This is a genomic window from Streptomyces pratensis (assembly GCF_016804005.1).
In the GTDB taxonomy this organism is placed as follows: domain Bacteria; phylum Actinomycetota; class Actinomycetes; order Streptomycetales; family Streptomycetaceae; genus Streptomyces; species Streptomyces pratensis_A.
In genome coordinates, this window is the sequence record NZ_CP051486.1 from 2,218,215 (window position 1) to 2,233,234 (window position 15,020).

General features: G+C 71.3%; 12 protein-coding genes and 1 riboswitch. Of the genes, 6 read left to right on the forward strand and 6 right to left on the reverse strand.

From position 1 onward, the window contains the following. Nucleotides 1-31 precede the first annotated feature (31 nt). Together HED23_RS09690 and HED23_RS09695 are read left to right on the forward strand one after the other, a co-directional pair. Nucleotides 32-1,369 (forward strand): gluconate:H+ symporter, encoded by a 1,338-nt coding sequence (locus HED23_RS09690; RefSeq protein ID WP_203182994.1) that lies wholly within the window; start codon nt 32-34, stop codon nt 1,367-1,369. 54 nt (nt 1,370-1,423) lie between these two features. Continuing rightward, complete coding sequence (locus tag HED23_RS09695; RefSeq protein WP_203182995.1) at nt 1,424-2,752, forward strand: enolase C-terminal domain-like protein; 1,329 nt, start codon at nt 1,424-1,426, stop codon at nt 2,750-2,752. A gap of 100 nt (nt 2,753-2,852) precedes the next feature. Here HED23_RS09695 and HED23_RS09700 read toward each other — a convergent pair whose 3' ends face one another. Next, nucleotides 2,853-3,728, reverse strand: a complete 876-nt coding sequence (locus tag HED23_RS09700; protein WP_203182996.1) for an SDR family NAD(P)-dependent oxidoreductase — start codon at nt 3,726-3,728, stop codon at nt 2,853-2,855. Between the two features lie 146 nt (nt 3,729-3,874). Here HED23_RS09700 and HED23_RS09705 point away from each other — a divergent pair, with 146 nt between their 5' ends. Next, a complete protein-coding gene (locus HED23_RS09705; RefSeq protein WP_203182997.1) occupies nt 3,875-4,828 on the forward strand; it encodes a LysR family transcriptional regulator in 954 nt (317 codons plus the stop codon). A 395-nt stretch (nt 4,829-5,223) separates the two neighbouring features. On the opposite strand, the gene HED23_RS09710 is transcribed toward HED23_RS09705, so the two are convergent. Continuing rightward, entirely contained in the window at nt 5,224-6,240 is a 1,017-nt protein-coding gene (locus tag HED23_RS09710; protein ID WP_238441899.1) for a hypothetical protein, read from the reverse strand. 187 nt (nt 6,241-6,427) lie between these two features. Between HED23_RS09710 and HED23_RS09715 the strand changes: the two genes are divergently transcribed. Beyond that, the gene (locus tag HED23_RS09715; RefSeq protein ID WP_203182998.1) at nt 6,428-8,701 is read left to right on the forward strand and encodes a heavy metal translocating P-type ATPase; all 2,274 of its coding nucleotides are present in this window, start codon (nt 6,428-6,430) and stop codon (nt 8,699-8,701) included. A 74-nt stretch (nt 8,702-8,775) separates the two neighbouring features. Then, nucleotides 8,776-9,228: a flavodoxin family protein gene (locus tag HED23_RS09720; protein WP_203182999.1), complete on the forward strand. Its 453-nt coding sequence runs from the start codon at nt 8,776-8,778 to the stop codon at nt 9,226-9,228. Nucleotides 9,229-9,234: 6 nt separating this feature from the next. Here the strand turns inward: HED23_RS09720 and HED23_RS09725 are convergent, their stop codons facing one another. The 4 genes from HED23_RS09725 to HED23_RS09740 form a co-directional block, all read right to left on the reverse strand. After that, a complete protein-coding gene (locus HED23_RS09725) occupies nt 9,235-11,172 on the reverse strand; it encodes an ABC transporter permease (RefSeq protein WP_203183000.1) in 1,938 nt (645 codons plus the stop codon). A gap of 29 nt (nt 11,173-11,201) precedes the next feature. Continuing rightward, the gene (modA, locus tag HED23_RS09730; RefSeq protein WP_203183001.1) at nt 11,202-11,981 is read right to left on the reverse strand and encodes a molybdate ABC transporter substrate-binding protein; all 780 of its coding nucleotides are present in this window, start codon (nt 11,979-11,981) and stop codon (nt 11,202-11,204) included. A gap of 47 nt (nt 11,982-12,028) precedes the next feature. Next, nucleotides 12,029-12,424: a TOBE domain-containing protein gene (locus HED23_RS09735; protein WP_203183002.1), complete on the reverse strand. Its 396-nt coding sequence runs from the start codon at nt 12,422-12,424 to the stop codon at nt 12,029-12,031. 707 nt (nt 12,425-13,131) lie between these two features. Beyond that, nucleotides 13,132-13,362 carry a hypothetical protein gene (locus HED23_RS09740; RefSeq protein WP_203183003.1) on the reverse strand — a complete coding sequence of 77 codons (231 nt, stop codon included), beginning with the start codon at nt 13,360-13,362 and terminating at the stop codon, nt 13,132-13,134. 357 nt (nt 13,363-13,719) lie between these two features. Next, nucleotides 13,720-13,905: riboswitch (cyclic di-AMP (ydaO/yuaA leader) on the forward strand. A 4-nt stretch (nt 13,906-13,909) separates the two neighbouring features. Here HED23_RS09740 and HED23_RS09745 point away from each other — a divergent pair. Continuing rightward, nucleotides 13,910-14,794 (forward strand): transglycosylase SLT domain-containing protein, encoded by an 885-nt coding sequence (locus tag HED23_RS09745; RefSeq protein ID WP_203183004.1) that lies wholly within the window; start codon nt 13,910-13,912, stop codon nt 14,792-14,794. The last annotated feature ends 226 nt before the right edge of the window (nt 14,795-15,020 follow it).

The following is a 15,020-nucleotide window of genomic DNA, read 5'->3' on the forward strand; positions in this document are numbered from 1 at the left end:
CCACAGTCCGACAGTTCAAAGGGGAACTGACATGCCGCTCCTCGTGGTCGGGATCAGCGTTCTGGTGCTGCTGATCCTGATGACCCGTATGAAACTCAACGGCTTCGCCGCACTCCTGCTCGTGGCGGTCGGCGTAGCGCTGGTCCAGGGGATCCCGGCGATCGAGATCCCGGACGTCCTCTCGGAGGGCATCGGGGACCAGATCGGCGACACGATGCTCACCATCGGCCTCGGCGCCATGGTCGGCCGGGTCATGGGCGACTCCGGGGCGGCCCAGCGGATCGCGGGCAAGCTGCTCGACGCCTTCGGGCCGCGCGGGGTCCAGGTGGCCATGGTGGTCACGTCCATGCTCATCGGCGTGACCATGTTCTACGAGGTCGCCTTCATCATCATCGTGCCCATCGCGTTCACCCTCGTCAGGGTCACCGGCGTGAACCTGCTCTGGGTGGGCCTGCCGATGTCGATCTCCCTGTCCACGATGCACAGCTTCCTGCCGCCGCACCCCGGCCCCACAGCCGTGGCCGCGACCTTCCACGCCTCCGTCGGGCACACCCTCTTCTACGGCCTCTTCATCGCGGTACCGGCCGGCGCCCTCGTCGCGCTCCTGTGGCCGCGGCTGCCGTTCGTCAGGGCGATGAACCCCTCCATCCCCAAGGGCCTGGTCAGTGAGCGTGAGTTCACCGACGAGGAGATGCCCGGCATGGGCTGGTCGTTGTTCGTGGCCCTCTTCCCGGTGGTGCTCATCGCCGGTGCGGCCGTGACCGACATGCTCGCCCCCGGCGAGAGCCCCTTCCTGCACGCGGTCGCCTTCATCGGCTCGGCACCGATCGCCCTCCTGCTCGCACTCCTCCTCGCGGCCTGGGCGTTCGGACCGCGGATCGGACGCAGCCTGTCCGACGTCAGCGCCTCCTGCGCCTCGGCCGCCCAGGCGATGGCGATGATCCTCCTCGTCATCGGCGCGGGCGGCGCCTTCAAGAACGTCCTCGTCGAAGGCGGGATATCCGACTACATCAAGGAGATCACCGAGCACTGGGCGATCTCGCCGATCATCCTGGCCTGGCTCATCGCCGCCATCCTCCGCATAGCGCTCGGTTCGGCGACCGTCGCGGTGGTCACCGCCTCCGGCGTGGTGCTGCCGCTCCTGGCGGGCAGCGGCGTCCACCCCGAAATGATGGTGCTCGCCGTCTCCTGCGGATCGATCGCCTTCTCCCACGTCAACGACCCCGGGTTCTGGCTGTTCAAGGAGTACTTCAACCTCTCGGTCATCCAGGCGATCAAGGTCCGCACCGGCTACACGACGGTGCTCGCGGTGCTCGGCCTCGGCGGCGTCCTCGCGGCCGAGTGGGCCCTCGACGCCATCGGTCTCTGACCACCCGCCCCCCCCCCAGCCCGGCCCCTTCTCGCACCCAAGGAACCCGACCAGATGAACCAGCCGACCATCACGCACTTCGCCGTCTATCCCGTCGCCGGCCGCGACTGCATGGAGCTGAACCTCTCAGGCGCCCACGGCCCCTTCTTCACCCGCAACATCGTCGTCCTCACCGACTCCGAAGGCCGTACGGGACTGGGGGAGGTGCCCGGAGGCGAGAAGATCACCCGGACCCTGCGGGACTCCGAGTCGCTGGTCGTCGGCTCGAAGGCCGGCGACTACAAGCGCGTCCTGCGCGAGATCGGCAGTCGCTTCGCGGACCGCGACTCGGGCGGACGGGGCGCCCAGACCTTCGACCTGCGGACCACCGTGCACGCCGTCACCGCGGTCGAGTCGGCGCTGCTCGACCTGCTGGGCCAGCACCTCGACGTGCCCGTCGCGGCGTTGCTGGGCGACGGTCAGCAACGGGACTCCGTAAGGGTGCTGGGCTACCTCTTCTACGTCGGCGACCCCGACCGCACCGACCTGGAGTACGTCCGCGAGCCCGGCGCCGACGTCGACTGGTACCGCGTCCGGCACGAGGAGGCGCTCACGCCCGAGGCGATCGTCCGCCAGGCCGAGGCCGCCTACGAGCTCTACGGCTTCCGGGACTTCAAGCTGAAGGGCGGAGTGCTCGCCGGCACGGACGAGGTCAGGGCCGTCCGCGCGCTCAAGGACCGCTTCCCCGAGGCACGGATCACCCTGGACCCGAACGGTGCCTGGTCACTGCGCGAAGCGGTCGAGCTGTGCTCCCCGCTGGTGGGCACCCTCGCCTACGCCGAGGACCCCTGCGGGGCGGAGGACGGCTACTCGGGGCGGGAGATCCTCGCCGAGTTCCGCCGTGCGACGGGCCTTCCGACCGCGACCAACATGATCGCCACCGACTGGCGGCAGCTGACCCACGCCCTGGCCCTGCAGTCGGTGTCCATCCCGCTGGCCGACCCGCACTTCTGGACCATGCAGGGATCGGTACGCGTGGCGCAGCTGTGCAACGACATGGGCCTGACCTGGGGCTGTCACTCGAACAACCACTTCGACATCTCGCTCGCCATGATCACGCACTGCGGCGCCGCCGCTCCGGGTGAGTACAACGCCCTGGACACGCACTGGATCTGGCAGGAGGGCCTGGAACGGCTCACCGCCAGCCCGCCGCGCATCGCCGACGGCGAGATCGCCGTCCCCGACGCCCCCGGGCTGGGCGTCGAACTCGACATGGACCGCCTCCTCGCGGCCCACGAGCTCTACAGGAAGGAGGCGTTGGGGGCCCGCGACGACGCCGACGCCATGCAGTACCTCGTACCCGGCTGGACGTTCGACGCCAAGCGGCCCTGCCTGGTGCGGTAGACACCTCCCCGGACGGACGGTGGGGGGAGCGGAGCGGGAGGTTCCCCCACCGGCCCCGGGGCGGCCACCCGGGGTGGAGCCACGGCGACCGCCGAGGAGGTCAGGACGACCGGGAGGCCGTTGCCATGAGCCGCGCCGTCCACCCGCGCACGGCCTCAGTGAGCTCGGGTGTGACGAAGGCCTTGAGCGTGTCGTCCACGGTCCCGTCGGGCCCTACGACCAGACCGGTGCGTCCTTCAAGAGCCGGGTCGGTGGCGGCGGCCAGAGGACCCTTCGCGGCGGATGTGACGGGAGCCGAGACACCCTTCCGGATCTCCTCCCAGTGGGGACGCAGCGCCGGCGGCAGGATGTCGATGGTCATCTGCGCGGCGTTGTCCGTCGCGGCGGCGCCGGGATCGGCCGCGAGGACCGAGATGCCCCGGGGCGCCAGACGTTCGGCGAGCTCCATCGAGTGTGCGAGATGGGCCAGTTTGGCCCGTCCCGTCGCGGCCAGACCGTAGTGGGGCCCCGGCGGTTCGGCTTCGTCGAACACGTTCTGCGCCGCCGCGATGGCGCTCGACGTGACGTTGACTATGCGGCTCGGGGCCGCCGCGGCGAGCGAGTCGGCCAGTGCCTCCGTGAGGACGTAGGGCGAGAGGTGGTTGAGGGCGATGCTCGCCTCGATCCCCTCCGGGCTCTGCCGGCGCTCGGTCCACATGCCGCCCACGTTGTTCACCAGCAGGTTAAGACCGCCTTCACCGGCGAGCCGCTCTCCCAGCCGCCGGGTCTCGGCGACCGACGACAGATCTGCGCGGACGAAACGTCCCGCCCGGCGCCCGGCGGCCTCGTCGACGCGGGCCACCGCAGCCTCTCCCCGGGCCGGGTCGCGTGCGACGAGGGTGACGTACCACCCCTGACGTGCCAGTCCGAGGGCGGTCTCCAGGCCGATGCCGCCGGTGCCGGCGGTCACCACTGCCCTCAGGGCGTGCTCAGTCATCCGTGCTCCTGTTCGATGCTTCGTCCGTGGGGCGGGGCGCCCTCCGTCCGTGCCTTCAGCAGACAGGCCGGAAGCCGATGATGGAAGTTCCGATCCGGCATGGCCCGATGCCGGTCCGGCATGACCTCAGGTGGGAGCATGTGCGTATGGGTGACGTCGAGATCCGGCAGGTCCACTACTTCATAGCTGTGGCGGAGGAGGGCAATTTCACCCGCGCCGCACAACGACTGGCGATGACGCAGCCCGCCCTCTCCCGGGCGATCCTGGCCCTGGAGAAGGCCATGGGCGCCGCGCTGCTCCTGCGCACCCCGAAAGGTGTCACGCTCACCGCCGCCGGGCGGGCGATGCTGGAAGAGGGCAGGACACTGCTGGCGCAGGCGGGGAACGTGACCTCGCTGGTACGCCGGGCGGCCGAGCAGCAGGCCTCGGTGACGATCACGGGCCCCGGCTGCGACGCGGCGCTGCTGGACGGGATGATCCGGTCGTACAACGAAGCCGCCCCGTCGCATCCGGCCCGGATGACCGTCGGCACGATCGACGACCAGCTCGACCGGCTGCGTTCGGGTCAGGCCGACATCGCCCTCCTGCGCGTCTCTCCGGGGGAACACGGACTGGAGAGTGTCGTACTGCGCCGGGAGAGCGTCTGTGTACTGGTGGGTGCCCGACACCGGCTGGCGGGGAGGGAGAGCCTGCGGATCGCCGACCTCGCCGGTGAACCACTCCTCGGCTGGCAGGGCCCGGGTGCTCAGCTCGACGCCCCGGGGCTCTGGCCGGACGGGCTGCCGGGGACGCCGGGACCGCGGGTGAGCGACGGTCTGCAGATGCTGGCGGTGGTCCGGATCGGGCAGGCGGTTGCGCTGGCCGCCCCGCCGTCGGACGGCGCCGGTGCGCCGGAGGGAACCGTCAGCATCCGCCTGGAGGACGGGCCGGCCGTGCCCCTGCGGCTGATCTGGCGGAGGGACCGGACGACGCCGGGCGTCCGGAGCTTCGTCCGGCACACCGTCGCGTCGTTCCGGGCGCCGGCACGGAGCGCGGCGGCGTCGGACTGGTCGGCCTCGGACGGGCCGGAGGCGATCCGGTCCGCCGCGTCGGCCGGCTGATCGACGGGCGCAGTACCCGCGAGGCCAGACTCCGAGAAGCGGGTCGTGTCATCCGGCGGATCGCCGAGGAGGACAGCCCGCACCCGGAGACCGGGCAACCGCGCCGGACCACCTTCTTCCTGCTCCGGGCGCCGGCGGACACCCCTGACGCATGGCAGCACCGGGTGCGGGGCGCCGACGCCGGTCCGACCCGCGCCTGCCGCTTCGTGCCCCTGCTCCTGCGGGAGCCACTGGCGGACGCCCAGGGCATGTGGCTGGGGCACGTCGAGGGCTGAGGGGCACTGAGAGCCCCGGCCCGTACCGAGAGGCTTCCGGCTGTGCGTGCCCCCGGCCCCGTACCGAGAGGCCTCCGGCCGTGCGTGCACGCTGCCCGTACCGAGAGGCATCCGGCGGTGTCAGTGCCCGCTCCCACCGCTCTCGTGGCCGCCCGGAGTGCCGCCCCCGTGTCCGTCCGACGGGGCGTCCTCGTGCTGGTCCGTGGGGCGGTCCCCATGTCCCGAGGGGTCCTCGGGACGCGGAGTCCCCGCCTCGGCTCCGGACGGCATGGTAAATGCCGCCGTTCGGACGGTGCCGCCGTGCTTGAACTCCAGGAACAGCCGGTAGGTGGCGGCGCTGGGCGCCGTCGCGGTGAACGAGACGTCCGGCCCTGGCTCCGTGGAGCCGTCACCGGGCTCGCCGTCCGGGTGGACGTGGAGATAGGCCAGGTCGCCGGCGCGCAGGGCGACGAGGTGACCGTACGCGCCCAGGTGGGGCTGGAGACCGGTGACGGGCCGGCCGTCCTTCCGCACGGTGAAAGTGATGTGCTCCGGCAGGCCCGGGCGCAGGGCGCCGTTCAGGGAGACCGTGTACCCGTCGGCCTCGGCCGTCGGTGCGGGCTTGGGGAGTTCCTTCGCCTTGTAGTGCCCGGACACGGCAAGGTCGGCGCCCAGCGTGAGGCCGGCGGCGTTCCTGCCGGCCGGCGTGAAGTCGGCGAAGACCCGGTAGTCGCCCGCCGCGGGCAGCTTGACGGGGGTGCTCCAGGTGCCGTCGGCCGCCCGGGTGGGGTGCAGGTGGCGGTAGGTGCCCAGGTCGCGCGAGGCGAGGATCAGATGGAGCTCCTTGTCGTGCTCACGCTGGAATGACGTGACCGGCCGGCCCGCGCGGTCGAGGACGGCGAAGCGCAGCTCGCTCCGCCGGTCGGCCTCCACGCGCGGGGTCCTGAGGTCGAGGGTGTAGCCGCCCTCCGAGATCTGGAGGCCTCCGGCGGGAGGGTCGGCGGGGCCGTCGCCGGTGTGCGGCGCGGAGCTCCCGGTGTGGCTGGAGGGGCTGGTGGTGCCGCTCTCGGGCCCGACGGTGAGGCCGATGCCGTAGGCGGCACCGAAGGACGCCGCGAGGGCGGTGGTGAACGCGGTGATCTTCACGGCGGGGTTCATGAGTGCTCCTGTGCTCTCTGCGCGGAGGGCTCGCGATGATTCGACGCCATCGAGCGTATACCCGTAGGGGGTATGTGAAACCCGCCCCGCCCGGACTTGCTCAAGATACGGGTGGGGGGTATACCTAGGGCGTCGGGGCAGATACCCATGAGGGGTATACTGGACCTGTTCGGACGAGGAGTAGTAAATGACCTCCACGACTCCCGGCGCCGCCCGGGTCGAGCTCGCCATCGGCGGCATGACCTGCGCTTCGTGCGCGGCGCGGATCGAGAAGAAGCTGAACCGCATGGAAGGGGTCGAGGCCACCGTCAACTACGCCACGGAGAAGGCGGGAGTCGCTTTCTCCGAGGGCACCTCGGTCGAGGACCTGATCGCCACGGTCGAGGCCGCCGGCTACACCGCCCGGCGCCCGGCCCCGCCCCGCCCCGAGCCGGGCGACGCCGGCGGACCTGCCGTCGGCCGGAGCGAGGACGAACCCGCCGACGACGCGCTGCGGTCCTTGCGGCAGCGCCTCGTCACCGCGGCCCTGCTCGCCGCGCCGGTCATCGCGATGGCGATGGTCCCGGCCCTCCAGTTCGAGTACTGGCAGTGGCTGTCCCTCACGCTCGCCGCCCCTGTCGTCACCTACGCGGCCTGGCCCTTCCACCGTGCCGCCTGGACCAACGCCAGACACGGTGCAGCCACCATGGACACCCTGATCTCGGTCGGTACGTCGGCCGCGTTCCTGTGGTCGCTGTGGGCGCTGTTCTTCGGAACGGCAGGGATGCCGGGCATGACGCATCCATTCGAATTCACCATCGCCCGCAGCGACGGAGCGGGAAACATCTACCTCGAGGCCGCTGCCGGTGTGACGGCCTTCATCCTGGCCGGCCGGTACTTCGAGGCCCGTTCCAAGCGCAAGGCGGGCGCCGCACTCAAGGCGCTCATGGAGCTGGGGGCCAAGGAGGTCACCGTGCTGCGCGACGGCGGAGAGGTCACCCTTCCCACGTCCGGACTGCGGGTCGGCGACCGCTTCCTGGTCCGCCCCGGCGAGAAGATCGCCACGGACGGGACGGTGGTGGAGGGCTCCTCCGCCGTCGACGTCTCGATGCTCACCGGCGAGTCGGTCCCCATCGAGGTCTCGGCCGGCGACCCCGTCACCGGCGCGACCCTCAACGCGGGCGGCCGCCTGGTGGTCGAGGCCACCAGGGTCGGCTCCGACACCCAGCTGGCCCGGATGGCCGCGCTCGTGGAAGAGGCACAGAACGGCAAGGCCGCCGCCCAGCGCCTGGCCGACAGGATCTCCGCGGTCTTCGTGCCGGTCGTCATCGGGCTGGCGCTCGCGACACTCGGCTTCTGGCTCGGCTCGGGAGCCGGGCTCACCGCCGCGTTCACCGCGGCCGTCGCCGTGCTGATCATCGCCTGCCCCTGCGCACTGGGCCTGGCCACGCCCACCGCCCTGCTGGTCGGCACCGGACGCGGTGCCCAGCTCGGCATCCTGATCAAGGGGCCGGAGGTACTGGAGACCACGCGCAGGGCGGACACGATCCTCCTCGACAAGACGGGCACCGTCACCACCGGCCGTATGACGCTGCTGAAGGTCCACACCGCCCGTTCCACGGACGAGGCCGAAGTGCTCCGTCTCGCCGGCTCGTTGGAGCATGCCTCCGAACACCCGATCGCCCGGGCCGTCGCCGAGGGCGCCACCGGCGTCGTGGGCGGACTGCCCACCCCGGAGGACTTCGCCAACGTTCCCGGTCTCGGTGTCCAGGGCGTGGTGGAGGGGCACGCCGTCCTCGTCGGCCGCGAGAAGCTGCTGGCCGAGTGGGCCATCGGGCTCCCCGAGGAGCTCCGGAGGGCCAAGGAGGCGGCCGAGAGGGACGGGAAGACCGTGATCGTCGTGGCCTGGGACGGCGAGGCACGCGCGGTCCTGGAGATCGCCGACGCGGTCAAGGAGACCAGTGCCGAAGCGGTCCGGAGGCTGCGCGCCCTCGGGCTGAAGCCCATCCTGCTGACCGGCGACAACAAGGCGGTCGCCGAGTCGGTCGCGGCCCAGGTCGGCATCGACGAGGTCATCGCCGAGGTCATGCCGCAGGACAAGGCCGACGTCGTCAGGCAGCTCCAGGCGGAAGGCCGCAGCGTCGCCATGGTCGGCGACGGCGTCAACGACGCCGCCGCGCTCGCCCAGGCCGACCTCGGCCTGTCCATGGGGACGGGCACGGACGCCGCGATCGAGGCCGGCGACCTGACCCTCGTACGCGGGGACCTGCGGGTGGCCGCCGACGCGATCCGGCTCTCCCGCAGGACGCTGGGCACGATCCGCTCGAATCTCTTCTGGGCCTTCGCCTACAACGTCGCGGCCCTCCCGCTCGCCGCGGCCGGCCTGCTCAACCCCATGATCGCCGGGGCGGCCATGGCTTTCTCGTCCGTCTTCGTCGTCGGCAACAGCCTGCGCCTGCGGGGCTTCCGCGCCGCCGGCTGAGGCACCGCCCGCACCCCCGCGCCCGGTGTTTCCCTGTGGCGCGCGGGGTTCGGCGAGCAGGTAGGTTCGGTGCCGTGGCCACTCTGCTGATCGTGCATCACACGCCCTCGCCCAACTGCCAGGCGCTGTTCGAAGCGGTGGTCTCCGGCGCGACGACGGAGGACATCGAAGGCGTGCGGGTCGTGCGCCGGGCGGCGCTCTCCGCCACGGCGTCCGACGTCCTCGAGGCCGACGGCTACCTGCTCGGCACCCCGGCCAACCTCGGATACATGTCCGGCGCCCTGAAGCACTTCTTCGACCAGGTCTACTACCCCTGCCTGGACGCGACGAAGGGCCGGCCCTTCGGCTACTACGTGCACGGCGGCAACGACGTCACCGGAGCCGTGCGGGGCATCGAGACCATCACGACGGGACTCGGCTGGCGCCGTGCGGCCGACGCCGTGACCGTCACGGGCGAGCCGGGGAAGGCCGACACCGGGGCGTGCTGGGAACTGGGAGCGACCGTCGCCGCCGGCCTGATGGACTGACGGCCCCTACTTCGGTACGAGTTTCGCCTCGGTCGCCTTCACACTCGTCCAGACCGGTACCCCCTCGGCCAGGCCGAGTTCGGAGGCGGCCTGCGGAGTGATCTCCGCGACGAGGTCGGGTGCCTCGGCGGAGGAGATCAGCACACGCAGCCGGCTGCCACTGGCCGTGATCTCGCGGACCGTACCCGGCCAGACGTTGCGCGGGCTGCCGCTCGGCCTCTCACGGTGCACGGAGACGGCTTCGGGACCGATGACCGCGAGGGCGGGAGTGCCTGCGGGCAGAGGTTCCGCTGCGACGAGGTGCCCCCCGCCGAGGAGCTGGAGGCCCTCGGTGGTGGCCGTGCCGGGCCACGCGTTACGGCCGAGCATCCGGGCGACCCAGGGAGAACGCGGATGACGGGTGACCTCGGCGGGCGGCCCGTCCTGCAGCGCCCTCCCCTCGTCGAGCACGAGAACGCGGTCGGCCAGCGCGACCGCCTCCACGGGATCGTGCGTGACGATCAGGCAGACGCCCCCGAAGCCGTCGAGATGCGTGCGCAGGGTGTGGCGCACGTGCGCACGGGTGGTCTGGTCGAGTGCGGCGAGCGGCTCGTCCAGCAACAGCAGCCGGGGACGCGCGGCCAGCGCGCGGGCGAGCGCGACGCGCTGTGCCTGGCCGCCCGACAGCTGGGCCGGCTTGCGGTCGGAGAGGTGACCGACACCGAGGCGGTCGAGCCACTGCCGGGCGCCGCGCCGGGCCTCGGCGCGCGGTACGCCGTGTGCGCGGGGCCCGTAGGCGGTGTTGGCCAGGGCGGAGAGGTGCGGGAAGAGGGCACCGTCCTGCGGGACCCACGCGACGCCCCGCCGGTGCGGGGGCAGGCTGCCGGTTTCGGTGTCCCCGAGGCGCAGTGCGGCGTGCGCACGCGGCGTCAGGCCGAGGAGCGCGCGCAGCAGGGTCGTCTTGCCCGCACCGTTCGGGCCGACGACAGCGATCGTCGTGCCCGGTTCGGCGTCGAGGGTGAGCTGGTCGAAACCGGTGACCTCGGCGTGCAGCGACCAGCTCTCGGTGGGCTCGGGGGGCGCGGCGGCGACGGGCGGGCCGTCCGCGGGTGGCTCCGGGGCGGGCTCCTCGGAGGTGTGGCGCGAGGCAGCGGCGGAGCGGGGCGCCCCCGCCCAGCGTCCGCGCAGGGCGACGAGCACCGCCATGGCGATGGCGAGCAGCAGCAGCGAGACGGACGTGGCCGCCTCGGGGGAGTCCTGGAGCAGCAGATACACCTGCAGGGGCAGGGTCTGTGTGGTGCCCGGCAGATTGCCTGCGAACGTGATGGTCGCGCCGAATTCACCGAGCGCCCGCGCCCAGGTCAGCGCCGCGCCCGCGGCCAGACCGGGGGCGACCATCGGCAGGGTCACGGTGAAGAAGACGCGCACCGGGGATGCCCCCAGAGAGGCCGCGGTCTCCTCGTACCGTGGATGCAGGCCGCCCAGGGCGCCTTCGAGGCTGATGACGAGGAACGGCATCGCGACGAAGGTCGCGGCGAGGACGGCACCCGAGGTGTGGAACGGCAGGGTGACGCCGAACGTGTCCTCCAGCCAGGGCCCGAGGAGCCCCCGCCGCCCGAACGCGAGCAGGAGCGCCACTCCTCCGACGGTCGGCGGCAGCACCATCGGCAGCAGGACGAGCGAGCGTACGAGTGCCTTGCCGGGGAAGTCGACGCGGGCCAGCAGCCAGGCCAGGGGCACGCCCAGCACGAGCGAGAGCCCGAGCGCCCATGCGGAGACGAGCAGCGACAGTCTCAGGGCCTGTGTGGTGCCCGGGCTCGTCAGGTGAGTGCCGAGCTCGCCCCAGGAGGTGCGCGCCAGGATGCCGGCCAGCGGCAGCATCAGGAACAGGATTGCGAGCAGCGCGGGAATCGCCAGGGTGAGCGGGGTGCGGGGGCCGGACGGGCGGCTGCGGAGCTGTTTCATCGCGTTTCCCTGCGGTCCGGGCCGAGCCGTCACGGCTTCTGGAAGCCGGCGTCCTGGAGGATCTTCTGCGCCGCCGGTGTGGACAGCCAGGAGACGAACGCCGCTGCGGCCTCTGCGTTCCCCGACGACTTCAGTGTCGCGGCCGGGTAGCTCGCGATGGCGTTCTGCTCGTCGGGGATGTCGACGGCGTCGACCTTGTCGGTGGCGGCGGCGGCATCCGTCCGGTAGACGAGGCCGGCGTCGACCTCACCGAGCTCGACCTTGCTGAGAACGGCGCGGACGTTGGGTTCCTGCGAGACCGGCTTCACGTCGATCTTCTGGGTGTCCAGGATCTGCTTGCCGTAGCGGCCGACCGGCACCTCGGGGGCGGCCAGGACCACCTTGAGCCCGGGATCGGCGAGATCCCTGAGGCCTTCGACCTTTTCGGGGTTGCCTTCTCCGGTGGCGATGACCAGGCGGTTCTTCGCGATGACCGTCGGCTTGCCGGTCTCCGCCTTCAGCCCGTCCATCGTCCTGGTGTCGGCCGTGACCAGCGCGTCCGCGGGCGCGCCCTGTCCGACCTGGGCGGCGAGCTCCTGAGACCCGGCGAAGGAGAACGTCACCTTCGTTCCGGGGTGTGCCTTCTCGTACGCGGCGCCGGCCGTCGCGAAGACATCGGTCAGGGACGAGGCGGCCAGCACGGTCAGCTCGGTCTTCGGTGCCGCGGAGTCCTTGCCGTCGCCGTCGCTGCCGCACGCGGCGAGGGTGGCGAGCAGAGCCGCCGACAGGACCGCGGCGCCGGTCCGGCGGCCGGTGAGGGTGAAGGACATCAGGAGAACTCCTCGAAATGAGCCGCCGTTCGGCGGCGGATGCCGCGTCAGGTGCGGTCGATGTGCACGCTGGTCGACTTCACGCGGGCCGTGGCCTGCATACCGACCTCGAGCCCCAGTTCCTCCACGGCCTCCCGGGTCAGCAGCGAGACCAGGCGGTGCGGGCCGGCCTGGATCTCGACCTGGGCCGCCACGTCGCCGAGCTTCACCGCGGTGACGATGCCCGGGAAGGCGTTGCGCGCGGAGGTGTAGGGGACTTCGTCCTCGCCGGGCCCGGCCTGGGCGACTTCGATCGAGAAGGCCGCCAGGTCACGGCCGTCGATGAGACGTCGCCCGCTCTCGTCGCGATGGGTCGCGACCCGGCCGGCGTCCGCCCAGCGGCGGGCGGTGTCGGGGCTGACGCCGAGAAGACGTGCCGCCTGCCCGATGGTGTAGGACTGCATGTGCGCCACAATATGGGGACAGCATTCGCATTTACAATGCACATACGATTTCCACCTCGTATCTGCGACTCCATCGGGAGAGTGGCAGTGGTGTCGAGCCGGGGCGTGAAGGGCGGCGGGAGCGGCCACTTCGACGGACTGCGACAGGCATGAGCGAGGGGCCACTCCCGGTCGGCGCGGTCCTGGCCACCGGCCACGACGCCGGGCCTGATGAGGCGTCGTCGCCGGCCCACGGCGTGGAGACATCGACCAGGTGCCCTACGGGTGTCCCCCGCGTACTCGGGGGAGCGCAGGCGGCGGCGGTGGTGGTGGTGACGGCGGGCGGCAGGCCTGGCAGGGACGCCGGGACAGCGGCCGTCGGGTTTGGTACCCACGGGGTTGGTGGCAGCGGCTCGGCCGGCCCGGGACGGCGGTCCACAGGTGTGGTGACAGCGGGCTTGCCGGGTCGGCGGCCCACGGGGTTGGTGCCAGCGGCTCTGCCGGCCTGGTGCAGCGGCCGACAAGCCTGGCGCCGGGAGCCTGACAGCCCCCCGCCGTGAGGTCAGGCCGCTTGGCGACGCGCGGTGCGAGTGCGCTGCGGAGCCACCCAGGGTGGGTGGCTCCGCACCGAAGGCCGGTCCTCGGCGGAGTACTCCTCGGGATCGCTTCGCCACCGCCCTCCCGCGGCTGCTCGGCTGCCCTCGTGGAGCTTCCGGGCGAGGCCCCCCTCAGTGCGGCTTCCAGCTGAGCTTGCCGCCACCCACCCAACGGACGGCCGCCGGGTCGTCGAGGTCGTGGACCGCGATGCCGGCCGCCGCGGCAGCGATCAGCACGTCCGTCATGGCGGTCGCGCTCCCGATCACCTCTCCGTCGATCTCCACGATGCGGAAGGGCGGATTTCCAGGCTGTACGGGCAGGACGGTGATCCGCGGGGCCGAGACGTAGGGACTTTCAGTCATAGGCGGATCGGTTCCACGCGGGCGCCCTCGGTATGCGCGTAGGCGGCAAGCATGAGCCTTATGCCCGATTTAGGTTGTTTTTTGGAATTGATCCCGTAATCCATAAAAGGCCATTTCGTGTGACCTGGGGCCCCTCATGCGGGAGCAAATCGCCCGAATCGGACTCCGTGACCAGGGTCACCTCGGGGGCTGCTGACGCTGCGTCGGGCCGGTCGGTTCCCTTCTGTGCCAAGAAGAATGGAGAACGCGATGTGGGGTGGATTACATGAATTCCCGAGAATTGATCTTGCGAATGAATTGTGATCACTCGGCCAGGCTTGTTCCTTTCCCTATTTCTCGCCTACGGTCACCATCACTCCGGGCGGAACGCCGAATCCTGCCGCCGTCCGGTTACCCGACCACTTCTCGTACGGCAGGAGCGGGGGACCCAAGTAAGCGCCGATCCGGTTTCCGGAGCGGCTCGGGGTGAAGTCGCATTCGCTTGCGGCCGGGCATCTCCAGCTCGAACCCGACAGCTCACTTCGCAGGCGACGGAGAGGAATCCAGCATGCCCGAAAACGGTAAGCACCGTCGTTCCAGGACCAGTTCACTGACCCGCGGCATCATCGCCGTGAGCACGGGCGGAGCCGCCCTGGCCCTCCCCGTGATCGGTGCGACCAGCGCCTTCGCGGCCCCGGCCCAGCCGGCCGTCGTCGAAAAGGCTGCGACGTCGACTGCCGCGTCCGGCAAGGGAATTGCCGCCGAGAAGTCCGAGTCCGCCACCTATTCCGTGATCTTGGGTGACACGCTCGCCAAGATCGCACGCGAGCATTCCGTGAGCGGTGGCTGGAAGGCTCTGTACGAGGGCAACCAGAAGGTTGTCGGCGGAAACCCCGACCTGATTCACCCCGGTCTGAAGCTTGTTATCGACGCCAAGGCCGAGAGCAAGTCGGCGGACGAGGCCGGAAAGGCCGAATCCAAGGCTTCCGCCTCGTCCGAGCGTGCCGAGGAGAGCGCTGACCGCGCCGACCGCTCGGAGCGCGCGAGCACCTCCGCCGCAGCGGAGGGCGCGCCCGCCGCCGAGGCCACTCCCGCCGCCGAAGCCGCGCCCGCCGCCGAGCCGGTCGCGTACACGGACGACCTCGACGGCTGGATCAAGGAGTCGCTGGCCGTCATGGCCGAGCACGGGATCCCCGGCACCTACGAGGGCATCCACCGCAACATCATCCGCGAGTCCGGTGGCAACCCGCAGGCCATCAACAACTGGGACTCGAACGCAGCTGCCGGCATCCCGTCGAAGGGCCTGCTGCAGGTCATCGATCCGACCTTCGAGGCCTACCACGTGCCCGGTACGTCGACGGACAGCTACGACCCGGTCGCCAACATCACGGCAGCGTGCAACTACGCCGCGGACAAGTACGGCTCGATCGACAACGTCGACTCGGCCTACTGAGTCCTCGCCGGGGCGGTACCACTGACGCGCCGGCGTGTGACAGAGGGACAGGAATGACGGGTGGTGCGGTTCGGCGGAACCCGCACCACCCGTCATTCGTTTTCGGTCAGGTTCGTCTTCGGGTCGGGTTCGTTTTCGGTCGGGCTTCGTGTCCGGAGGCCGCCGAACGGCGGAATACCGGCGTCCGACGGCCCGGCGACGGGCCGGGCGGAGGCGGCGTGACTGG

Coding starts and splice junctions, on each gene's coding strand:
- HED23_RS09690 (WP_203182994.1), top strand. CDS start 32: ATGCCGCTCCTCGTGGTCGGGATCAGCGTTCTGGTGCTGCTGATCCTG.
- HED23_RS09695 (WP_203182995.1), top strand. CDS start 1,424: ATGAACCAGCCGACCATCACGCACTTCGCCGTCTATCCCGTCGCCGGC.
- HED23_RS09700 (WP_203182996.1), bottom strand. CDS start 3,728: ATGACTGAGCACGCCCTGAGGGCAGTGGTGACCGCCGGCACCGGCGGC.
- HED23_RS09705 (WP_203182997.1), top strand. CDS start 3,875: ATGGGTGACGTCGAGATCCGGCAGGTCCACTACTTCATAGCTGTGGCG.
- HED23_RS09710 (WP_238441899.1), bottom strand. CDS start 6,240: ATGAACCCCGCCGTGAAGATCACCGCGTTCACCACCGCCCTCGCGGCG.
- HED23_RS09715 (WP_203182998.1), top strand. CDS start 6,428: ATGACCTCCACGACTCCCGGCGCCGCCCGGGTCGAGCTCGCCATCGGC.
- HED23_RS09725 (WP_203183000.1), bottom strand. CDS start 11,172: ATGAAACAGCTCCGCAGCCGCCCGTCCGGCCCCCGCACCCCGCTCACC.
- modA (WP_203183001.1), bottom strand. CDS start 11,981: ATGTCCTTCACCCTCACCGGCCGCCGGACCGGCGCCGCGGTCCTGTCG.
- HED23_RS09735 (WP_203183002.1), bottom strand. CDS start 12,424: ATGCAGTCCTACACCATCGGGCAGGCGGCACGTCTTCTCGGCGTCAGC.
- HED23_RS09740 (WP_203183003.1), bottom strand. CDS start 13,362: ATGACTGAAAGTCCCTACGTCTCGGCCCCGCGGATCACCGTCCTGCCC.
- HED23_RS09745 (WP_203183004.1), top strand. CDS start 13,910: ATGCCCGAAAACGGTAAGCACCGTCGTTCCAGGACCAGTTCACTGACC.